Origin of the sequence: Ralstonia sp. 24A2, assembly GCF_051783885.1 — a bacterium.
In the GTDB taxonomy this organism is placed as follows: Bacteria; Pseudomonadota; Gammaproteobacteria; order Burkholderiales; family Burkholderiaceae; genus Ralstonia.
This window is the reverse complement of sequence record NZ_JBPVZD010000001.1, coordinates 994,292-1,016,141: the sequence shown is the minus strand read 5'-3', so window position 1 is coordinate 1,016,141 and position 21,850 is coordinate 994,292. Positions and strand designations below refer to the sequence as shown.

Annotated in this window: 21 protein-coding genes; 7 read left to right on the top strand and 14 right to left on the bottom strand. The window is 59.8% G+C overall.

From position 1 onward, the window contains the following. Window positions 1-172: 172 nt before the first annotated feature. Window positions 173-307: a hypothetical protein gene (locus ACS13N_RS04735; protein ID WP_438930574.1), complete on the top strand. Its 135-nt coding sequence runs from the start codon at window positions 173-175 to the stop codon at window positions 305-307. A 28-nt stretch (window positions 308-335) separates the two neighbouring features. Here the strand turns inward: ACS13N_RS04735 and ACS13N_RS04730 are convergent, their stop codons facing one another. The 4 genes from ACS13N_RS04730 to ACS13N_RS04715 form a co-directional block, all read right to left on the bottom strand. Beyond that, window positions 336-1,844 carry a SpoVR family protein gene (locus ACS13N_RS04730; RefSeq protein ID WP_438930573.1) on the bottom strand — a complete coding sequence of 503 codons (1,509 nt, stop codon included), beginning with the start codon at window positions 1,842-1,844 and terminating at the stop codon, window positions 336-338. 69 nt (window positions 1,845-1,913) lie between these two features. Next, on the bottom strand, window positions 1,914-3,176 hold the full coding sequence (locus ACS13N_RS04725) for a YeaH/YhbH family protein (RefSeq protein WP_438930572.1): 1,263 nt from the start codon (window positions 3,174-3,176) through the stop codon (window positions 1,914-1,916). A gap of 42 nt (window positions 3,177-3,218) precedes the next feature. Beyond that, window positions 3,219-5,141: a PrkA family serine protein kinase gene (locus tag ACS13N_RS04720; RefSeq protein WP_438930571.1), complete on the bottom strand. Its 1,923-nt coding sequence runs from the start codon at window positions 5,139-5,141 to the stop codon at window positions 3,219-3,221. An 818-nt stretch (window positions 5,142-5,959) separates the two neighbouring features. Next, window positions 5,960-6,817, bottom strand: a complete 858-nt coding sequence (locus ACS13N_RS04715; RefSeq protein ID WP_280818299.1) for a hypothetical protein — start codon at window positions 6,815-6,817, stop codon at window positions 5,960-5,962. A gap of 145 nt (window positions 6,818-6,962) precedes the next feature. On the opposite strand from ACS13N_RS04715, the gene ACS13N_RS04710 reads away from it, so the two are divergent. From ACS13N_RS04710 to ACS13N_RS04700, 3 genes are all read left to right on the top strand, one after another. Continuing rightward, on the top strand, window positions 6,963-7,310 hold the full coding sequence (locus ACS13N_RS04710) for a helix-turn-helix transcriptional regulator (RefSeq protein ID WP_407488596.1): 348 nt from the start codon (window positions 6,963-6,965) through the stop codon (window positions 7,308-7,310). Between the two features lie 39 nt (window positions 7,311-7,349). Next, entirely contained in the window at window positions 7,350-8,330 is a 981-nt protein-coding gene (locus ACS13N_RS04705; RefSeq protein WP_438930570.1) for a hypothetical protein, read from the top strand. Window positions 8,331-9,014: 684 nt separating this feature from the next. Then, a complete protein-coding gene (locus ACS13N_RS04700) occupies window positions 9,015-9,722 on the top strand; it encodes a site-specific integrase (protein WP_280818297.1) in 708 nt (235 codons plus the stop codon). Window positions 9,723-9,923: 201 nt separating this feature from the next. Here the strand turns inward: ACS13N_RS04700 and ACS13N_RS04695 are convergent, their stop codons facing one another. Continuing rightward, on the bottom strand, window positions 9,924-10,418 hold the full coding sequence (locus ACS13N_RS04695) for a hypothetical protein (RefSeq protein WP_280818296.1): 495 nt from the start codon (window positions 10,416-10,418) through the stop codon (window positions 9,924-9,926). Window positions 10,419-10,659: 241 nt separating this feature from the next. Continuing rightward, the gene (locus tag ACS13N_RS04690; protein WP_438930569.1) at window positions 10,660-12,126 is read right to left on the bottom strand and encodes a hypothetical protein; all 1,467 of its coding nucleotides are present in this window, start codon (window positions 12,124-12,126) and stop codon (window positions 10,660-10,662) included. Window positions 12,127-12,690: 564 nt separating this feature from the next. Here ACS13N_RS04690 and ACS13N_RS04685 point away from each other — a divergent pair. From ACS13N_RS04685 to ACS13N_RS04675, 3 genes are all read left to right on the top strand, one after another. Continuing rightward, window positions 12,691-13,476: a DUF4062 domain-containing protein gene (locus tag ACS13N_RS04685; RefSeq protein ID WP_280818294.1), complete on the top strand. Its 786-nt coding sequence runs from the start codon at window positions 12,691-12,693 to the stop codon at window positions 13,474-13,476. Between the two features lie 139 nt (window positions 13,477-13,615). Beyond that, window positions 13,616-13,795, top strand: coding sequence for a hypothetical protein (locus ACS13N_RS04680; RefSeq protein ID WP_438930568.1), 180 nt, complete (start codon window positions 13,616-13,618; stop codon window positions 13,793-13,795). Next, window positions 13,792-14,049: a hypothetical protein gene (locus tag ACS13N_RS04675; protein WP_012435966.1), complete on the top strand. Its 258-nt coding sequence runs from the start codon at window positions 13,792-13,794 to the stop codon at window positions 14,047-14,049. Before ACS13N_RS04680 ends, ACS13N_RS04675 begins: the two co-directional genes overlap by 4 nt. A gap of 503 nt (window positions 14,050-14,552) precedes the next feature. Here ACS13N_RS04675 and ACS13N_RS04670 read toward each other — a convergent pair. The 8 genes from ACS13N_RS04670 to ACS13N_RS04635 all read right to left on the bottom strand — a co-directional run bounded on the left by ACS13N_RS04670 (window position 14,553) and on the right by ACS13N_RS04635 (window position 21,843). Further along, a complete protein-coding gene (locus ACS13N_RS04670) occupies window positions 14,553-15,452 on the bottom strand; it encodes an alpha/beta fold hydrolase (RefSeq protein WP_438930567.1) in 900 nt (299 codons plus the stop codon). Window positions 15,453-15,522: 70 nt separating this feature from the next. Beyond that, the gene (locus ACS13N_RS04665; RefSeq protein ID WP_438930566.1) at window positions 15,523-16,404 is read right to left on the bottom strand and encodes an alpha/beta fold hydrolase; all 882 of its coding nucleotides are present in this window, start codon (window positions 16,402-16,404) and stop codon (window positions 15,523-15,525) included. A 110-nt stretch (window positions 16,405-16,514) separates the two neighbouring features. Further along, entirely contained in the window at window positions 16,515-17,312 is a 798-nt protein-coding gene (locus tag ACS13N_RS04660; RefSeq protein WP_438930565.1) for a substrate-binding domain-containing protein, read from the bottom strand. Between the two features lie 46 nt (window positions 17,313-17,358). Then, window positions 17,359-18,300, bottom strand: a complete 942-nt coding sequence (locus ACS13N_RS04655) for an SMP-30/gluconolactonase/LRE family protein (RefSeq protein WP_438930564.1) — start codon at window positions 18,298-18,300, stop codon at window positions 17,359-17,361. Further along, the gene (locus ACS13N_RS04650; protein ID WP_438930563.1) at window positions 18,297-19,598 is read right to left on the bottom strand and encodes an MFS transporter; all 1,302 of its coding nucleotides are present in this window, start codon (window positions 19,596-19,598) and stop codon (window positions 18,297-18,299) included. Before ACS13N_RS04650 ends, ACS13N_RS04655 begins: the two co-directional genes overlap by 4 nt. Before the next feature lie 9 nt (window positions 19,599-19,607). Further along, on the bottom strand, window positions 19,608-20,429 hold the full coding sequence (locus tag ACS13N_RS04645; protein ID WP_438930562.1) for an amidohydrolase family protein: 822 nt from the start codon (window positions 20,427-20,429) through the stop codon (window positions 19,608-19,610). 2 nt (window positions 20,430-20,431) lie between these two features. Next, a complete protein-coding gene (locus ACS13N_RS04640) occupies window positions 20,432-21,265 on the bottom strand; it encodes an SDR family NAD(P)-dependent oxidoreductase (RefSeq protein ID WP_438930561.1) in 834 nt (277 codons plus the stop codon). A 17-nt stretch (window positions 21,266-21,282) separates the two neighbouring features. Next, complete coding sequence (locus ACS13N_RS04635) at window positions 21,283-21,843, bottom strand: carboxymuconolactone decarboxylase family protein (RefSeq protein WP_438930560.1); 561 nt, start codon at window positions 21,841-21,843, stop codon at window positions 21,283-21,285. Between the last annotated feature and the right edge of the window lie 7 nt (window positions 21,844-21,850).

Here is a 21,850-nt window from a genome sequence, read left to right as displayed (position 1 = left end):
TGTGTGCCTGTACTTCGTTCAGTTATCAAGCCGGGTGTTTAACCATGGACTTTGGTAACTTCCTGCGTGTTTTCGCATTTATCGTGAAACGCTTTCGCGTTTTTCGTGCGCCGCTTCAGCCACATCAGCGGAAGCCTGGCGCACGCTGGCGACACATTGGGGAGATGAACCGATGATCGCGCCAGTCCGCGCCCTGTTCGGCGCGCTGGGGACCGCAGAACCGCCGGGCATGCCGCAAACGCTTCAGCCTGCAGAAAAGAAAAAGGCAAGCGTAAAAAACGCTGAGCCCGCCGCCCCGGCGGTGTGAGCACAGCCACTCACCGACGGTTGACGCGCTAGTCAGGCTTGCACTCGTACTTCATCTCGCGCCGACCGTCTTCGTAGACCACTTCCAGCCGGCAGGTGAAGCCCCAGAGCCGGGTGACGTGGCGGACCATCTCTTCGTAGTTGCTGCCCAGGGGGCGGCGGTTGTTCTGCTGATGCCGCATGGTCAACGAACGATCACCGCCCACGTCCACATTGGTGACCTGGATGTTCGGCTCGATGTTCGACAAGTCGTACTGGCTCGCCAGCAACTGGCGGATCATGCGATAGCCCTCATCGTCGTGGATGGCGGTCACGCGCAGCTTGGGCTCGCGGTCATCATCCAGCACCGAGAACAACTTCAGCTCACGAATCACCCGCGGCGACAGGAACTGCAGCAAGAAGCTCTCGTCCTTGAAGTTGCGCATGGCAAAGTCGAGCGTCTCCTGCCAGTCACTGCCGGCAATCTCGGGCGCCCAGCGGAAATCTTCATCGGTCGGCTCTTCGCAAATGCGGCGGATGTCCTGAAAGATCAGGAAGCCCAGCGTGTACGGATTGAAGCCGCTGTAGTACGGGCTGTTATACGGCGGCTGGTAAATCACATTGGTATGCGCCTGCAGCAGCTCCAGCATGAAGGCATCGTTGACGAGCTTTTCGTCGTATAGCTTGTGCAGGATGGTGTAGTGCCAGAACGTGGCCCAGCCCTCGTTCATCACCTTGGTCTGCCGCTGCGGATAGAAATACTGCGCGATCTTGCGCACAATGCGCACGATCTCTCGCTGCCAGGGCTGCAACTTCGGTGCGTTCTTCTCGATGAAGTAGAGAAGATTTTCCTCCGGCTCCGGCGGAAACTTCGGTTCGGGCTCGGGCACATCGTCTGCGGTGGCCAGCGCATGCGCACGGTGCTTTGGCAGCGTGCGCCACAAGTCATTGACCTGCGCCTCCAGGTATTTTTCGCGTTCGTCCTGGCGCGCCTGCTCTTCGGTAATCGACAGCTTCTTGGGCCGGCGGTAGCGGTCCACACCATAGTTCTGCAGGGCGTGGCAGGAATCGAGCAGCAGCTCCACCTCCTGCTCACCGTAGCGACGTTCGCATTCGGCCACATAGCTCTTGGCGAACAGCAGATAGTCGACGATGGCGTCTGCGTTGGTCCAGGTGCGGAACAGGTAGTTGCCCTTGAAGAAAGAGTTGTGGCCGTAGCAAGCGTGCGCGATGGTCAGCGCCTGCATCGGCATCGTGTTCTCTTCCATCAGATAGGCGATGCAGGGGTTGGAGTTGATGACGATCTCGTAAGCCAACCCCATCTGGCCGCGCTGGTACCCGCGTTCGGACGCCAGGAAATGCTTGCCGTACGACCAGTGGTTGTAGCCCAGAGGCAGGCCGGATGACGCATAGGCATCCAGCATCTGCTCTGCGGTGATGATCTCGATCTGATTCGGATAGGTGTCCAGACCAAATTCGCCGGCAATCTGGGCGATCTGCTGGTCGTAGAGCTTGATCAGATCAAAGGTCCACTCGGAGCCTGTCGAAAGATAGGCCATGCTCGTTCCCCGTTGACTCCGTCACACGCTGCCGCGTGCTCTCCGAAGCAGCGCCGCGGGCACTGCCACTCAGGTGGTGCGCTTCTGGAACAAATCGTGCAATACCGGATAGATTTCGTCTGCCTTGAGGATGCGCTGCATCGCGAAGTTTTCGTATGCAGCCTGCACCGTAAGATACTCCTCCCACAGGTTCTGTGGCTCTGTGGAAACGACCTCGATATAAGCGAAATACTGCGTCACTGGCAGGATCGATTCGCGCAGCAGCGTGGCGCACAACTCCGAGTCACCCGCCCAGTTGTCGCCGTCCGATGCCTGGGCGCAGTAGATGTTCCATTGGCTGGGGGGATAGCGCTCCTGAATCACTTCGGCGACCAGCTTGAGCGCGCTCGACACCACCGTGCCGCCAGATTCGCGTGAGTGGAAAAAGTCCTCCTCACTCACCTCCTTGGCCACGGTGTGGTGACGGATGAAGACGACGTCGATGCGCTCGTAGTTCCGCTTCAAGAACAGGTAGAGCAGCATGAAGAAGCGTTTGGCGAGGTCCTTGCGCTGCTCATCCATTGAGCCCGATACATCCATCACGCAGAACATCACGGCCTGCGCCTGCGGGCGCTTGCGCTGTACGCGATTGTTGTAGCGCAGGTCGAGCTTTTCGATAAAGGGCACGCGGTCCAGGCACGAGCGCAGGTGCCGCATTTCCTTCATCAGCTCCATTGCGCGCGCGCAGTACGGTCCGTCGTTCTGGAGCACTTCGTTATATTCCGTCTCTAGCTCATGCAGACGCCGCTGGTAAGGGCTGGAAAGTGCGATGCGGCGGCCAATGGAGCTGCGCATCGTGCGCAGAATGGAGAGGTTGGATGGCGTGCCATCCAGCGAGTAGCCAGCGCGCACTTTGCGCACTTCCGCGATCTTGGCCAGGTGCCGCTTGGCCATGTCGGGCAATGCCATGTCTTCGAAGAAGAAATTGAGGAAATCCTCGCGCGAGAGCGTGAAGACAAAGTCGTCTTCACCCTCGCCCGAATCACTCGCCTGGGAGCCCGTACCGCCACTGCCCTGCTGCTGGCGGTCAAAGCTGTCGCCCACGACAAACTGCCGGTTGCCAGGGTGGACGCCCTCCCGGCGCCCGCCCGAGCCGTGGTGGAACATGGGCTCGGAGATGTCCTTGACCGGAATGGACACCTGCCCGCTCTGCTCGATGTCCATGATCTTCCGGCCGGACACCGCCTTGGCCACCGCGCGACGAATCTGGTCCTTGTAGCGCTTGATGAAGCGCTGCTTGTTGACGGTACTCTTGCCGCCGCCGTTCTCTCGCCGATCGATGATCGTGCCCATGTGGCTGCCCTCGGTTGGAAGTTGCCTGCTTCGCGCCGCTCCTTAAGACGACTTCCGTACGCGCAGGTACCACTCCACCAGCAGGCGCACCTGCTTCTCCGTATAGCCCTTTTCCACCATGCGGTTGACGAAGTTCTCGTGCTTGGCCCGGTCATCGTGCGACGACTTGGCGTTGAACGAGATCACCGGCAGCAGATCTTCCGTGGTCGAGAACATCCGCTTTTCGATCACCGCGCGCAGCTTCTCGTAGCTCGTCCAGAGCGGGTTCTTGCCCCCATTCTTGGCCCGCGCGCGCAGCACGAAGTTGACGATCTCGTTGCGGAAGTCCTTCGGGTTGGAAATGCCCGCCGGTTTTTCCACCTTCTCCAGCTCGTCGTTCAAGGCACTGCGATCGAGAATCTCGCCCGTGTTCGGATCGCGATACTCCTGATCCTGGATCCACAGATCGGCAAACACCACGTAGCGATCGAAGATGTTCTGCCCGTACTCCGAGTACGACTCCAGATACGCAGTCTGAATCTCCTTGCCGATGAACTCCACATAAGGTGCAGTAAGGTACTCCTTGATGTAGGACATCAGCTTGGATTCGGTCTCCGGCGCAAACTGTTCGCGCTCGATCTGCTGCTCGAGCACGTACAGCAGGTGCACCGGGTTGGCCGCCACCTCCGCCCCGTCAAAGTTGAAAACCTTGGACAGCACCTTGAAGGCAAAACGCGTCGACAACCCGGTCATGCCCTCGTCAATGCCGGCAAAGTCGCGGTACTCCTGATACGACTTGGCCTTCGGGTCGACATCCTTCAGGCTCTCGCCGTCATAGACGCGCATCTTGGAGAAGATGTTGGAATTCTCCGGCTCCTTGATGCGCGTGAGCACCGCAAACTGCGCCATCATCTTCAGCGTGTTCGGTGCACACGGCGAGTTCGACAACGAACTGTTGCGCAGCAGCTTGTCGTAGATCTTCACCTCGTCCGACACGCGCAGGCAGTACGGCACCTTGACGATGTAGATGCGGTCGAGGAAAGCCTCGTTGTTGCGGTCAGACTTGAAGCTCTGCCACTCCGCCTCGTTCGAATGCGCCAGGATCACGCCATCAAACGGGATCGCGCCAAAGCCCTCGGTACCCTTGTAGTTGCCTTCCTGCGTGGCCGTCAGCAGCGGGTGCAGCACTTTGATGGGCGCCTTGAACATCTCGACGAACTCAAGCAGCCCGCGGTTGGCCAAGCACAGCCCGCCGGAATACGAATACGCGTCCGGATCATCCTGCGGATAGTCCTCCAGCTTGCGGATGTCGACCTTGCCGACCAGCGACGAAATGTCCTGATTGTTCTCGTCACCCGGTTCTGTCTTGGAGATCGCAATCTGCGACAGCACCGACGGATGCAGCCTCACCACACGGAAACGCGTGATGTCGCCGTTGAACTCATGCAGCCGCTTAACCGCCCATGGCGAGGCGATCGAGTTCAGATAGCGGCGTGGAATACCGTAGTCCTCCTCCAGAATCTTGCCGTCTTCGTCGGGCGAGAACAGCCCGAGCGGGGACTCGTGAATGGGCGAGCCCTTGAGCGCATAGATGGGAATCTGCTCCATCAGCGCCTTCAGCTTTTCAGCCAGAGAAGACTTGCCGCCGCCCGGGGGCCCGAGCAGATAGAGGATTTGTTTACGTTCCTCAAGGCCCTGCGCGGCATGCTTGAAGAACGAGACGATCTGCTCGATCGTGTCCTCCATGCCGTAGAACTCCCGGAAGGCCGGGTAGATGCGGATGACCTTGTTGAAGAACAACCGCGACAGCCGAGGGTCGTGGTGGGTGTCCACCAGTTCGGGCTGGCCGATTGCAGCAAGCATGCGCTCGGCTGCGGTCGCATAAGCGGTAGAGTCCTTCTTGCAGATATCCAGGTACTCCTGGATGCTGTACTCGTCCTCTTTGCGAGCTTCGAAACGCGTAGCGTAGTGGCGGAAAATATCCATATCTCCCCCGTAGATTTCTTCCTCACCTCCAGCATGGTCATGCTGGAACAAGGCTAGTTCTTGCGTGCGTTGAATGCGGTACTTAATCCACTGTAGACGAATCGCGGATGAGCACAAGAACGGTTGAAGACCCTAAGCGGTGGACAACCAATCGCCATCGCGTTAGCGCTCGATGTGATGCAGTGCCAAATCGCAGCAACTCGCAATCCCATCAACACCATCTTGCGAAGCAACCCGTTGTTGCCGCTCGCACCGTCAGCGTGCGTGCTCCTGGTACAGCAGAAAGCGTACCCAGTGCCACCAAGCACGCTCGCATGTTTGTACGTAACCGATCTGCGTGAGTTCCCGCCAACCGCCCCATCGGGAGCAGGGGTTATCCCGACCTTTCGTACGCGATATTTGCTGCGACATCCCGTGCGCGGCGACCCTGGTGGCCTCCCCGTTGTGCGGGCAACCTTCTCGCCGTTGTACAACGGCCCATTGCACAAAACAGGGCGAGCGGCTTCAACTCGGTGCAGGCGTTGTACACACCATCCAGCTGGGACGATTGTCGTTTTTTTACGCCAGAAGGAAGATTCTGTGGAGTGCGCGGGAGCGGATCACGAAAGACAGCAAAGAAAAAAGGCCCTCGGCGATTGCCAGAGGGCCTTTCTTTTGCGATTGCTCGCGAATTTGGTGGGTGGTACAGGGATTGAACCTGTGACCCCTGCCGTGTGAAACGAAAACCAGCCCTGCCTGACGCCGCCCAACCCAGGCAGCGCCTTGATTCTACGGGACTCTGCCGTCCCTAAACCTCCGTTGACTGCATTAATCTTCCCTTAGTCTCGGGTATCGACTCCGCCACTTTTCCGCCCCTGCAAACGAGCGAGAAGATCATCAGCAATCCCCTCCGCATGCCGCCATGCTGCCGCCCTCTGTGCGAGAAACTCTCCTAGATCGTCCCCGACAACCTCCATCTCGAACTCCTCCCCACACTCAGTTCGTATAACCTCGGTTCGCACAACCGCCGAGCTAGCGCCAGCACTGACCCGGCTTCGCTCCTTAGGGCGAAGCTCAAGTCGCTCAGGATGGGGGGTGTAGGGCATATCGCTTTCGGTAATCAGTATGAGGCGATCGAGAAGCAAGGGGTGATTCAAAGGGTAGATAGTCTCCCAGTAATCCCTATCGCTCAACCATGGTGGGCAAGGCACCTCGTCCAGACCGTTACCCCATTGCTCCATGGTTTGACCCATCGTCATGCGTGGGTCCGAAACGTCAAGCCAACCCTGCCATTCTTCTACGTCCATAACGCGAGCGCCAAGTTTGCAGATGTCCTCCAACCAAGCTTCGTAGGCTGCTCTCGCCTCGGCTTCCCGAACCTTGTCCCAACGCCGCGGCCGGCCGCGCTTCTTTGGACCAGGTAGTCCTCCCTTGCGCATGTGGTCCATGCCGGCCTCAAACAAGGCGTATGCGTCGTGGCGACGCTTGAACAACGCTTCAATCTGTGACGGGACGCACTGAGAAAGCCCAAGCTCAAAAACATGCCAATCGTCGAGCCACTCCTCTTCGTACGCGCGCAGGACCACCGCCGGTAGGTTCGTTGGTCCTAGGACATGATCCTCTTGGTTTTCGTTGATGTACTTCGCGAAACTGCCAGAGGGGAGTCCCAACCTCTCCTCAATTTCACGCTGCAGCAAGCAGCCGCTTCCAGCCCAGATTGCTCGCAGCACCCAAACAGTCGTCGCCTTATCGCTTTTAGTATCTGCCCCGCGCCGCGGTCGGCTCATCGCGAAACTCCCGGAAATTCGCCATTTAGCGGACTGAGATCTCGCCCGAAACTTCATGGGCAGGTTACCGCAGCCAAGGGACGTTAAGCAAATGCAGATGAAACCAAACATCGCTGAAACCGACTTCCGATCAGCCTTCGCACACTTCGATCCGACGGCGCTGATCACGCCGGCGGAGTTCGCCGACCTTCTCGGCATCTCCCCAAACGCCCTCTATCACAGGAGCGGACTCGGAGAGTTGCCACAGCCGGCCATACGTAAGCACCGCTGCGTGCGGTGGCGTGTTTCAGACGTTCGCGAATGGCTCAAACGGTTGTCCCCCAAGGAGGACTCGTCGGCCGAAGGACAGCACCCTCGCGGGCCGCGCCGCGGTCGCCGGCGACACGCTGTTGAAATGGCGTAGAGAACTTTGCCCCGCAAGCAGCCTAAGCGCTCGACCACCATGACCGATTTTGCACGGGCTCCGCAACTCGTTGGCCAATTGGTGGGAAACCGGGACGTCATCGCCTATTCAGCCGCAATGGCTCGCATGATCGGTGATGTCGAGGCCACAGTTTTCCTGTGCCAGGCCTGCTATTGGCAATCCAAAGTCGGAGACAAGAACTGGTTTTACAAGCTCCGCGACGCGGAGCGCGATTCGGAAGGCCGGATGATGCCGCCTTCAGATGCAAGCCGGCAGAGCTGGGAATGGGAAACGGCACTACCTCGCGCACGGCAAGAATCAGCGCGCCGCCGCCTCAAGGCCCTTGGGCTACTGGATGAAGACAGACGCGGCGTTCCCGCCAAGCTCTACTACAGGGTCAATTTTGAACGCCTCTACCAACTCCTACTGCAGTCCAACCAGTTGGCGGAAACTCCGCCAACTGGTTGGAGCGAGGTCCGCCTCCAAGGCGGAGGCCATAGCACCGACAAGCCGGCAGAGGTCCCGCCAACTAAAAGAACACAGACTACTGCACAGACTACCGCAGAGACCACCACAACCACTGCATTGCACAACGACATCGGCGGTCCCCCACTTGCGTCACACCTGATATTTGATCGCACCGTTTCACAGCATCGGAAACTGCTGACCGCTTTGTTGGCACGCCTCCCCGTGGAAGCGGCACAAGACATCGCAGACGAACTTGCTGGCGCCCTCGAGGATGTGTCCCGCGGCAAGCGCATAGCAATCTCGAGTATCCGAGGCTGGGTGCTGGATCTGGTGCAACGATGGCAAGCAGGTTCATTTCAGCTCGAGTCTGGGCAAGCCGTGCAAGCTAGACGCGCGGAAATGCGGACGGCAGCAGTACCGCAGACAGCCGCTGCACGCAGTACCAAATCGCAGATTTCCGAGGAGAGCTTGGAAGTGGTGCGAAAAATTGTGAAAGCGCGACCGACCGAACGACGGTTGGCCGGTTCAAACCTGCATGGCGGCAAATGCTGAGCCGAATCGCCCCCTCGCTTCGCTCGAGGTCGCCGCTCTCCCCAGAGGGTCCCCGTGCGGCTCGATTCGGGCGCGACGGAGCGCGCGGGTGCGAATCGTTGAACTACCGCCGATTGCTTGCAGAAATTGGGGTTGGGGATGGTCTTCTCTTTCACCTAGGGCAAGCCGCCTCGCGGCGCGTCAGCCCCAAAGGGGGAGACCGCGAGGAGCCGGTGTGGCAACCGCGGGACCGCCGCCTCGAGTGGCGGCTGTCCACAGCCGTGCGCTGTGGGCAGCACGGTTGTCCACGGGCGGACGCGGGAAGAACGGCGCGCCACGCTAACCAGTGGGGTGCAAACCGCTCCCCCACGATCTGGCGAGCCGCGCATGCGCTGACACCAATCACACCAGCACACCACCCATCCGCACCCGGGCATGCCGATTTCATCGCACAGAAATCCAATGTCGGTCCCTTGTCCGAAAAGCATGTCGGACAAGGGGGGGCTGGCTGACTTTGGGTGTCAATTCCGACATGCGCAGACATGGCGAATTGGCACCCAAAGTCAGTCAGCCCCACACCCCTCAGGGGTCGGGATGCATCGCATCCCGGGGGTGGTTTTGAGCCGCTTTCAGACCGTTCGGAAATCCATCCAGTAGGCGGCCGACGAACCGCCAGACACCAATCCCAAGACTGAGACCATTCATATGGGGAAGGCCAAGAAAACCGCACTCAAGTTGCTGCCACCCAACTGGCGAGAAGACATGTTCTCACGCGCATCCCAACCGGACTGGCGCCAATCCCGACCGAAGCTACTGCCCGCGCTTGCCCTACTGTGGGTGGTCGGCTGCCGACCGGCCGAGATCGAACAAGGCGTGCGCATCGCCCACCGCAACGGCAAGATTGTCATTGAGGTGACTGGAGCCAAGTGCAGCCAAGTCAGAGGCCTCCGTACTCGAACCTATGCTTTCGATACAAGACCAAGTCCGACGTCTGATGAGCACCCTGCTCTAGCGGCCCTACGAGAGTATGCAGAACAGAATGAGATGGGTGGCGAAGCTCGGCTGACCCACAAAGCCGACTATTTGTACAACTGCGTGATCTCGCTGGGCAAGGCCGTCTTTCCTCGGCTGCGGACACGAGTGAGCCCGTACTGCTTTCGTCACCAAATCGCATCGGATTTGAAGGCGGATCCCGCCGTGCCCCTGGAGGACGCAGCGAAGTTCATGGGGCACCTGTCAGATTACTCGATTGGTCGGTACGGTCATGCGGTCCATGGCAAGAGCGGGCTTGAGAGAATCAAGCCGCTCGTGGTCACGGCATCCCGGTCAGTGAAACACTCGCCCAAGGTTGACAAGCTGGCTCGCTTCAAGACCGCCAGCGCAAACCGTCAGCGGAAGTTGAAACCCAGCTAGAAACGCTAGCGGCCTGCTCCCGAGATGCGTCGATTCTGCGTCGATTCGGATCTTAGGGCGCCGTGGCGAAGAACGCTGGGCGCATCGTGCGTCGAAGTTGCGTCGTTTCACGCCTTCCGCTCAGTGGCCCTTAGTTCAGATGCGTCGATTTCGACGCATTGCCAGCGTGAACACCTACGCGGTGAAGTGCACGTGCATTGATCAATCCCACCTGCTGAAATCTAGGTACTTTCCGAACTCAGCCTTTGCACCCGTAGACGCCTGCACGTTGAGCCAGTTCGCCACGTCCAAATGCCTCTTGATGTCCGCCTGGTCCATGACGTCGCCACGGGCCTTTGTCCTCTGGTCGATCGTCCACAGCTCCAACGCCATGGTGTGAATCGAGCGCAAATAGCCCGCCATTTCGGCACCGAAGAGAAATTCGGTCTGCGGGATGATATTCGTCAATTCGGCGGACTTCCCAGTGAACGGACCATCGGGACCGCCTTGCAGAGTCCGGGAAAGATAGCCCCACACGATTTCAAAGACCGCGTAACGTCGCTCGAACAGGTCCAAGTTGAGTTTTGCCCGAGCGACCCTGTACTGCTGCCAGGTGATGTAGCCACCTGCGATCGCTACTGTCAGCGCAACAATGGCTGACGGAATACCCTTGACCAGCTCAAAACAAATCGTGCCGTTTGTGCACTGTGCAAACATGTCCTACCCTCTCGCTGGATGTCACGAAGCCTACACCTGCGCATCAGCAAAGTGCATAGAACTGCACAAAGCCGAGGAACGGAGTTTGCCTTTTCCTGAGCCTTGCTGCGGGCAGTTCTGGGGTATCTATGCACCTGCAAAAAAACCACTCCATTGCAGCCTCAATCCGGCTGTGAGCGGACGGAGTCCTCGCCGAAAACGGCACAGCCACTAGCCCGCCTCACCTCTTGCCATCACGGGATCAAGCAACGTCGGCGCCCTTCTCTTGCAGCAGCTCCAACGTGTCACCACCCTTGTTCCCTGAATTTCGTTCTGGGAAAACGACGCGCCCTGTAGTGGCTAACAGCGCTTTCCTGCACGCTTCTGCATAAGCTGGATCATGCTGCTCGGTCAGATATTGCGCCGGAGCAAATAAATCACATGTAGCCACAAGCGCAGTTGAGGACGTCGACGCCGACGCATGACATTTTTCCGTGAAAGGATCGCCGCGCTCAGTCAACTGTTGCAAGCGAAATCCATTGCCAAAGAGGACCGCCTTGGCCGGCTTAGACACCCCTTCTCGCTGAAGATCTTCGAAGACGTTCATAGAAAGCTGCCGTAGCTTATCGATGTTAACCGGCTTACTATCTTTTCCTTCCGCCTCCCCGATCAGCCGCCCTTCGCTACTTTCAAAAACAACATCAAACTCCGACTCGGAATCCTTGTATGACGATGCGGTAAACCCCATAATTTTAAGGGCGGATATTATTGCGTTCTCAAGCAATTTCCCTTTCTCAAAAAGCAGTCCTCGAAGCGATCCTGCGTCGCGCAGAGCATCCAGCAATTCCTCCTTACGTCTTTGAGCAGCCTCCAGTTGCTGCTCCACATCAAGCAACTGAGCTTTCAGAACGTATTCCGAGCTGAGAACAAACTTGTCGTCGGCAGCCCATGACGGCTCTGGCGTAACTTCCGCCGAAGTTCGCACTGCCCGATCAAGGGCGACAGTCGCCCTGATGAACCGCGCGCAGAACTGACGTCCAGCTTCGGTCTCGTAGGTCTCATCCTCATCGTTGGTGTCGAAGCATATCCCCTCAAAATCAATATCTGGGAGCAAGATCAACGCACCAGGCGATACTTTGCTTCGGTAAATGGCGCCTACCACCTTAGCGCCGGTTCGCGTCACTATCGCCGCTGGCACGGATTTATCTGTGAGCACAGCGTTGAATCTTGAAACTTCGCCAAACTCAGTCCAATAAGGGGCCAGAATCTCAGCACCTTTGTCTGAAAGCTTCATTGAAGCCCCAACAGTTGATACTGGAGAAAGGTTAACCGGAAGAGCGTCATAATTATTATATGGCGCCACTTTAATAGTTGTTTTTTGACTTCTACCGGTACCAGAATATTCCCTTTTTCCAGTATCGACATAGACCTCAACAAGCGATGGCAAATAAGTTATAACGGTTTTCCCAGACTCATAGGCCTCTTTTATCTCTCGCCTCCAATGCTCGCAGCATTCTTGCAACTCAAATGACGCCGTCGAATTAAGGCTCGGTTTTCCTTGAAATTTTTCAGAACCATATCCGATAAAATCGTTTATATTCGGACTGAACAGAATAACATCCCAGTCTAGCAATGATGTTTTTGAATTGAATTCAGCAAATTCCACATCATCAGAAGCCAGAGGCAAGCCAACCGCCAGTATTTTTTTCCCCATATTCCTTTTCGCCATTTTGATTTGTCCCGCATCAATGAGATTACACCGGTGACCCAAGCTTGCGGGGGATATCGCAACTTCATTCGATCAACAACCCAGTATCCCGGTTGGATGGTTAGTCGCCGCGTGCGGGCATCAAGGTGCGCGTCCATCCACATGTGCATTGTCTGCGTTGACGCGTAGCATTCGTCGCAAGATACTGTATAAAAATACAGTATTCGCACCATGCCCCACCCCCTTCGCATCGAATACCCAGCGCTCACCCGCGCCCAACTCGCCATCATTGGTGACCCGCCATGGCGACGACCCCGTTGTGCGGCGGTTGCTGATGGAAATTCGCGCCCTGCAGAACGTCATCCGCCGAGCGCACTAGGTGGCTGAGGCTGCTGGGCCAGGCGGAACGGGCGATGCGTTCGGGATCGCTGTCGCCGCCCTTCACAGACAATTGGAGGCGGAGACGTGGTTCCAAGAAGACTTGCAGAAAAGAAGGCATAGCGACTGGCTATTTCGGTACCACATTCGCGAGGTTATTTGGTCGCGCTTGCCAGTACGAGCCTAAGAACATTTTGGTGATATCTCATGCCCCCCTCCATCTTCGTCAGTTCGACCTTCGCCGATCTCCAACGCCACCGTCAGCTCGTGCGCGAAGCGATAGGGAGACTGGAATACGGCTCACGGGCCATGGAATATTTCGGTGCTCTACCTGCTACGCCGAAGGAGGAATGTCTGCGCCTTGTTCGCGCTGCAGATGCCTATGTTGGCATTTTCGCCATGCGGTACGGGTTCGTCGATCCACAATCCGGCAAGTCCCTTACTCAACTCGAGTATGAGGAAGCCCAGGCGCTGCATCTCCCGAGCCTCATCTATGTCATAGACGAAGAAACACATCCTGTTCTCCCGAAGCATGTCGACACCGACACGTCAGCAGAGAAACTGCGCGACCTCAAGGGAGTTCTCAAGAAATCGCACGTGGTCAACTTCTTCTCGTCGCCAGAGGATCTCGCTGCCAAGGTCACACAAGATGTAGTGCGACTGGTTGGCGCCATGGCCAATAAGCCGACAGCACAAGTCCTCTCACAGCTCGCCGCTAACGCGGTCAAACGCCATCCGCTCACGCCACCCCGATTCGAATACTTGAAGCAGCGAATCTCTGGGATTTTCAAGCACGACGTGCCCGACTCCATTCTGCGGGAGGCGCTTGAACTGGTCATTGCTGGGGAAAAACTGGGCGCTTCGTTTGTGCTGAGCCGAGGTACGCCGATGCCCCTTAACGACGCGGTCGACGGGCTCATGGAGTTCGATAAGGTCCTCATTGACATCGTTGAGCAATACAGACCTAAATCGAACGAAAGCGGAGATGTCTAACCGCAGATCGAGCGGACAGCCTGCCTTCCTCAGCCTGAGGTTATTTGGTCGCGCTTGTCATCCAGAAGGCATCACTTTCACTCTTTCGCACCCCACTCGAGCGGAGTATTCTTGACGCAGAGCAGCGAGGAAAATCATCATGCCAGCAGACAAGCTCGGTCAGTACATGACGAGCCCAGAGTTTCTCAGGCGAGCCAACGAAGCCGTGGCTAGAGCGGTGCGCGAACTGGAGGCAAAGGGCATCAAGCCCGTCTATGTCACGCGCCAGCGCCTAGACTCGTCCCACACAAACAAATCTGCCGGCAAAGAACAGCAATGAGCAATCTCGACAATGGAGCAGCGCTTGGCCGGGCATTCGCAGCCGAACGAAACGCTCGCGACTGGAAGACCTACGCGATGGAACTGGAGCGCCAGCTTCGTACGAGTCAAGCCAACACAGCAGGCATGGAAGCCCTGAAAGATGCCGCGATCAAAGAGCTGACAAGACTCGACCCGACAAACTATCTGCACATCCAGCAGAACCGTCAGCGCATTTTTGATTCAGGGTTCACCCCCATCATCAGCGGCTTGTAACCACACTGCATCGAGAATGAAGAAGCCCGCATTGCGGGCTTCTTCTTTGGGTGTCCGCATTCTCTGGTTGATGCCCTCGTTGCACGCTGCAACGCAAGATTCGAGAAATCAAAAACACGATTTCACCGCAGGGTTGGCCGTCTCAGTTCGACCCACTTCAGCCAACGAGCCCAAAGCTTTATTTGTCAGCTTTGTGCGCAAAAGCAGGCGTTCAGCGGTATGAACCTGTTCGCGCTGGCTCTGATTATTTGCTGTGGCTCTCGCCCTTTCGAGTTGCCCGCAAGAGGCGGCCCATAGATTCGCTTTCTAAGCGCGTACCGCGAAGATGGGATTTTCCGCCACGATTTTCAACAGGAAGTCCATGACTGTTCTCACGTGCGGCGAATGGCGCAGATCCTGATGAATCGCTACCCAGATATCTCGCTCAAACCGCTCTCCATCGTATCTGACGCGTTGCAGCGTCTTATCGTCGTCCGCCAGGAAGCATGGTAGGCCACTCCCCGTTATTGCTTGGTTGGTTCTGCGTACACGCGCTTGGCGAACGTGGCGATCGCATCCGCCATTGCCTTGGGCTGTTCCGGCGCAAAGGCGTGACCGGCGTTTGGCACAACAACCACCGTCACACGATCTCCCAGCATTGATTTCAGCACCTGCGAGAACCGGCGCGGTGCCACCGCATCGTGTTCTGCCTGCAAGTCCAGGATCGGTGCAGAGCCTGCTGCAAAGTACGCATCGACCGGCGTCACGTTGCGGGCATGGGACTCCGCCTCATGCGTTTCTTCATGCCAGCCATCGAGCCAGACACGTGGGTCGTTGCCCGGCGCAAAGAAGGCTTTCCGCAGGTATTCCAGCCGCTGCTCTTCCGACAGATGCATGTCACCTGCGCCGTCGATGGCCTTGCGCATCTCCGCGTTGATGGGTTTCTCGGTCGAGCCCGGCGGTACCTTTCCGGCGGAAGCGGCAACCAGAACAACACCGCGCACCAACTCGGGCCGATCCACGGCCACCATACGCGCCGGGAAGTTGCCCCAGGCATGGCCCACGACCACTGCCGGTCCCTGCTTCTCGTGCTCGATCACTGCAGCAACATCGGCGGCGAAGGCATGCATGTCCAGATTCGCCATCGGACCCTTGCTCTGGCCAATGCCACGCGGCTCAGGGCGCAACACGCGGAAGCCGTCGGCGACGAGCCTGTCTGCCACCTGGTCGTAATCGCGCCCCGAACGGCCCAGCGACGGCAGGATGACGATCAAGGGCCCCTTGCCCTGCCTCATCACCTCAATCTGCACGTTGCTGTACTTGACCAGTTCACGATCAATCTGCCCGGCATCCGTGGCTGCCAGTGCAGAGAAGGAAAGCATGGCCGCAGCCAGTGCGGTACAGCCGGACTTGATCAATTTCATGATGTTCTCCTTGGTTTGGATAGGCATGCCGGACGGATGCACCGACCTGCGTGTTGTTGTGTTGACTGAATCAGGACGCGCCCGCATAGACACGTCGGGCGAAGCGGGCAATCGCGCGGCTCATCGCCATGGGCTGTTCCGGTGCCATGGCGTGCCCCGCATCGGGAATCACCTCCACCGTCACGCGGTTGCCCAGCATGGGCTTGAATACGTTGGGCACGACCACCGCGTCGTACTGCGCCGGGAGATCGAGCATGGGCACGGTGCCGCCAGCAAAGTACGCATCCACAGGCGTGACATTGCGGGCATGGGCCTGTGCATGGTGGGTATCGGGGTACCACCCACCCAACCACGGTTTGGGATCATGACCGGGAGCGAAGAACGCCTGACGCAGGTATTCCAGACGCTTTGCCTCGGGCAGCGCGAGGTTGCCGGACCCGTCAATCGCCTCGCGCAACCGGCCGTAAGGCTTCTCGTTGGAGCCAGGCGGCAGCTTGCCAGCAGAGGCTGCAGCCATGACGAGACCGCGCACCAAGTCAGGCCGATCCACCGCCAGCATGCGCGCCGGTTGGCTGCCCCAGGCATGCCCCACCACGACAACGGGCCCCGTCTTTTTCTGGTCGAGCACGGCAGCAACGTCGGCCGCAAACGCATGCATGTCGAGATTGGCCATCGGGCCCTTGCTTTGGCCAATGCCCCGCGGCTGCGGCCGCAGGACACGCAGCCCATCGGCGGCAAGCAGACGCGCGACCTCGTCGTAGTCTTCCGCGCCGCGGCCAAGCGAAGGCAGGATGACAACCGTCGGCCCGACGCCTTGGCTGAGCGCTTCAATTTGCACATCGCCATAGCGGACGAGCGTTCGCTGCACGTCTGCGCCGTTTTGCACGGACGTGGCGCAGGCGGACATCATCAACGTCAAAGCGGCGCCCAGAATGCACTTCTGCAACGTCATGGAGTCTCCTTTTTCGGGGATATGGCCCGGTTTGTTCTTGTTTCGGGCAGCAGTTGCCCCACGCGGCTGAAAACCAACCGCGACGCGTCAAACAGCGGCAGTAGATCGGGTTATTTAGCGGGAATCGGGTCAAGCCCGGTCTGGACCAGCTTGGCAGCGACTTCGGGCGAGCGCAGGTAGGTGATCAATCCTTCGGCGGCCTGGCGCTCCTTGGCATCCTTGGCCACTGCAGCCGCAATCACGCTCGTCTTCTGCACTTCGGCAGGCAGCGGGCCGACATACTGGATGCCGCTGAATGCACGCAGCTCGCTGATCTGCTGCAGACCCAGATCGGCCTCGCCACGCTCCAGCGCCGAGCCAACCAGCTCCTTGCCCCGGATCAGCACGCTCTTGGCTTTCATCTGCTCGACAATGCCCAGCCGCTCAAACAGCGTGCCAGTGATGTAGGTGCCGCTGGCACCCTCGGAGAAGGCCACGGACTTGGCGGCGAGCAGCGCGTTGCGCAGGTCGTCCACCGTGCGGATCGTTGGCACGGGCAGCCCCTTGCGTACCGCCACGCCGACCCCCGACCCCACCAGATCAACACGCGACTCCGGGATGAAGCGCCCCTGCTTGACCTGCTCCGTCAGCGCGGCGCCGATCATGAAGCAAACATCCATCGGTTCGCCGTTCTTGATGCGCACAGGCAAGGCGTCGGGTGAGGTGCCGTAGGACGGTCCCCACGCGATGATCAGGTGGTTGCCCGACTGCCGCTCGTACGCCGGTATGACCTGCTCGAACGCTGCGTGCAACGCACCGGTCGCCAGCACGTGAATATCGGCGGCCCAGGCCGCACCGGTTGCGGCGATCAACGGCACTGTGCACAGCGTACGCGCCGCAAACCGGCGCACTCTGGATTGGAACGGCATGTCTTGTCTCCTAAGTCGTTCTCGTTTGGTTTTTGGTGTTGCGGAACTAAACTGCCCCGCGTGTATTCACGTACAGGGCGTAAAGCGATGTGGTGGACGCCATGAAAAGGCGGTTGAGGTGCCTCCCGCCGAAGCACAGGTTCGCGCAGCGCTCTGGCAGTGCGATATGGCCGATAGCGGTGCCGTCAGGCGCGAACACGCGCACGCCATCAAGCTCTGCCGTGCCCGTGCCCCAGCCGCACCAAAGATTGCCGTGCACATCGACGCGAAAGCCGTCCGGAGCACCGTCCGCGGCATCGATCAGCATGCGGCGATTGGCCAGCGCTTTGCCGTCGACCACGTCGAACGCGAGGATTTCGCGCGGCCTGGCACGCGATGCGACCACATACAACGTGCGCTCATCCGGCGAGAACGCCAGCCCGTTGGGGCCGAGCACATCGTCGGCAACACAGTCCAATCGCCCATCGCGCGGGTCGATCCGATAGATGCTGGCCGGCAACTGCGGCTCGGCAATCTGGCCCATGTAGTCGCTCACCAGACCGAACGGCGGATCGGTGAACCACACCGCGCCGTCGCTTGCGACCACCACATCGTTGGGCGAGTTGAGCGGCTTGCCCTCGAACTCGCTTGCCAGCACAGTGATGCTGCCGTCGTATTCCGTGCGCGTAACGCGGCGTTGCCCGTGCTCGCAGGCAATCAGCCTGCCCTGCCGGTCGCGCGTCAGCCCGTTGGCCTTGTCCGAGGGCGAGCGGTATGTCGCCACCGCGCCGGACGCCTCATCCCAACGCAAGATGCGATCGTTGGGCAGGTCGGTCCAATAGAGCACCCCGGCGTCGCCAAACCAGACGGGGCCTTCGGCCCACCTGCAGCCCGTCCACAGGCGTTCGACTTTCGCGTGCGGCAGACGGTAGTGCTCGAAACGGGGGTCGAGAATGCGCACGGCTGGGTCGGGGGTGCGCAGGCTGGGTTGCCACCAGTCGTTGCTCATCGCTGACCCTCCTTGACGCGGCTCAGCAGCACCAGAGAAAGCAGCGTTGCCAGCACCAACATGGCGCCCATGCCGATCAGCCCGGCCTTGAACGAGCCCGTGGCGTCTTTCAGCCAGCCCACCATGTACGGACCAAACAACCCGCCAAGGCTGCCCACCGAGTTGATAAACGCAAGCCCGCCCGCGGCGGCCTGCTTATCAAGGAACGTGGCTGGAATGCTGTAGAAGCAGGTGCGCACGGACGACAGCCCGACCACCGCCACCGTCAACCCGAGCATGGCCGGCACCAGCGCATCAGACGCCACCGACGCAAAGAAGCCCAGCGCCGCCACCGCACAGGTGATCACCAGATGCAGAACATAGCGCTGCGTACGTGCCACTACGCGTGCCCAGCCGAGCATCACCAGCGCGCCGACGATGTAAGGCAGCGCGGTAGCAAAGCCCACCTGCGTGTTCGATAGGTGATGCGTTTTGAGGATGGTCGGCATCCACACGCCAATGCCCAGAATGCCAATGATGTAGCTGAATAGGATGCCCGTCAGCAGCCAGACACGCGCGTCTTTGAGGGCAGGTCCGAGGCGATGCTCGACCGACGTGCTGCGCTCCCGCTCGATGGCCGCCATCAGGGCGGCGCGCTCCTCCGCTGTCAGCCATGTTGCGTTATCGGGGCGGTCGGTCAGCATGCGCAGGCACAGCACGCCCAGCACACAGGCCGGCAGCCCTTGCAGGATGAACAGCCACTGCCAGCCGTGCAGCCCAAGCCAGCCGTCCAACTCCAGCATCGACACCGACAGCGGCCCGCTGAACACCGACGAGAGCGGAATCGCGGCGAGGAACCATCCCATCATGCGCGTGCGGTACCGCGACGGAAACCACAGCGTCAGATAGAAGATGACGCCCGGAAAGAACCCCGCCTCGCCAATGCCGGCGAGCAAGCGAATCGCCGCATAGCTATTGGGGCCTACCGCCAAGCTTGTGCCTGCGGCAAACAGGCCCCACGTGATCATGATCCGCGCCAGCCAGCGACGTGCGCCGTAGCGATACAACGCCAGGTTGCTCGGCACCTCGAACAGGCAATAGCCCACGTAGAAGATGCCAGCAGCCAGACCAAACTGGGCGGCGCTCAAGCCCAGGTCGCGGTTCATGGTCAGCGCCGCGAAGCCGACGTTGGTCCGGTCGAGATAGTTGACGAAGTAGGCGAGCGCGAGCAGCGGCACTAGGCGCCAGGCAGCCTTGCGGCAGGCGCTTTGCTCAGCAGAGTGCCCTGCCTGGGCGGCATCGATAAACGTGGCTTGCATGGCGACGCCTCAGAAATAGAGCCGCTGTGGGTTATGGACCAGCACAGCTTGGGCTGCCTCAGCACCGCAGGCCTCTTGCACGAACGCAAGCAGGCTGCTGTCGTCGGGCACGTCGCCCTTGATGTTGGGGTGCGGCCAGTCCGTGCCCCAGATGGCGCGGTCCGGAGCTGCTTGCACCAGGCGCCTGACCAGCGGCAGCGCAGCAGTCCACGGCGGCGCTGCGCCTTGCATCAGCCGGTCGACACCCGACAACTTGATCCACCGATTGTCTTGACGCAGATGACGCTCCAGCTCGCGCATGGCAGCTTCGTCCAGCGGACGGGTTGCATCCTGACGGGCCATGTGGTCGATCACCAGCGGCACGTCGAGGTCTTCCCACACGTCGAGCACCGGCAGAAGCTGATCCAGTTGCCCGTGGAGCAGCACGTGCCAACCCATCGGCCCGACGCGCTCGGCGAGTTCGCGCAAGCGGCCCAGATCACGGTCGCCCGGCAGGTGCCCCATGAAGTTGAAGCGGATGCCACGCACGCCACCCTCATGCAATTCGCGCAGGGCATCGTCACTCGTGGTGTGATCGACCAGCGCGATGCCTCGGTAGCGCCCCTGCGTCATGGCCAGCGCTGCCAGCAGCGCACGGTGATCGGACTGGTAGCACGCCGCCTGCACCAGCACGCCGTGCGAGACACCCAGTTGCTCGTGCAGCGAAAGCAGTTGCGTCATCGGGGCTTCCGCTGGGCGATACGACGCATCGGCCGGTAACGGAAACGCGTCCCAGGGCCCGTAGATGTGCGTATGGCAATCCCACACGCCGCCGTTCAGTTCGCCTTGCATGATCAGTCGCACCGCGCTGTCATGCCGCCGTCGACCACGACTTCGGTACCGGTAATAAAACGCGCCTCGTCCGAAGCCAGGAACAGCGCGGCATGCGCGGTGTCGCGCCCGTCGCCCATGAAGCCAAGCGGAATGCGGGCAAGGCGGCTTTCTAGCAGCTTGTCGACATCGCCGCCGGAACGCTGGCCGGCCAGGCGCACTTCCACCATGGGCGTATGCAATTGCCCCGGCACCACCGTGTTCACGCGAATGCCCTTCTTCGCATACTCCACAGCCACCACCTTGGAGAGCTGAATCACGCCGGCCTTGCACGCGGCGTAAGCCACTTGCGCCGAGCCCGTCCAGCGGATGCCCGACGTGGACGCCGTATTGACGATGGCGCCGCTGCCTTGCGCTTCCATCACGGGCAGCACGTGCTTGCAGGTTAGATAGACGCTCTTGAGGTTGAACGCGACCTGGGCATCCCACTTGTCTTCGGACAAGGCCACGGGGCCGCCGGCAGCGGAGCCGCCCACGTTGTTCACCAGGACATCGACGCGGCCGTATTGCTCAACGCAGGCATCAACCATGCCTTTGACTGCCGAAGTGTCGGTCACGTCGCAGGTGTACGGGGTGACCTCACCGCCGGCCTCGCGTACGCGGCGCACCGTTTCTTCCATGGCATCGAGGTTCTTGTCGACCGCGAAAACGCGCGCCCCCGCCATGGCAAACAGCACAGCTACGGCGCGGCCGTTACCCCAGCCGGGGCCGACGCAGCCCGCGCCAGTCACAATGGCTACCTTGCCTGCCAGACGGCCAGCGGCCGTCGCCTGTTCAAATTCGCTCGTTGCTTGCACAGTGATTTCCTCGTTGCTTATTGCAATTGCGTCGGCAGTTCCGGCGTCGCACCGGCCGGCGCGGGCACATTGAATGCCTTGATGGTCATGGAGATGAGCGTGTAGTACCCGGCAATGCCGACCAGATCGACCAAGCCGTCCTGCCCGATGGCATCGACAAGCTCCGCGTACAGACCGTCGTCCACCTCACGCTTTGCATGCAGTTGTGTGAGGAACGCAAAGACGAGTGCCTCGTCACGCTGCTCGAACGCGGGGTTCATGCCGTCACGAATGGCGTCGATCACTGCCGGTGACACACCAGCCTCGAGCGCGAACGGCTTATGCGCGGCCCATTCGTACTCCGCCAGCCAGTAGCGGCCCATGAACAGGATGGCAAGTTCGGACAGGCGCGGCGGCAGGCTGCTGTCGTAGCGGCAATAACGTCCGAGCGCCTGTGCGCGGTCGGCAAGCAGCGGACGATGCAGCCAGACAGCCAGCGGGCCTCGCACCCCTTTGCGGGGGCCATTGGCAATGGCGTCGTACACGGCACGCTGTTCTGCGTCCAGCGCATCAGGATTGAGGGCGGGAATGCGTTGCATGTGAGTC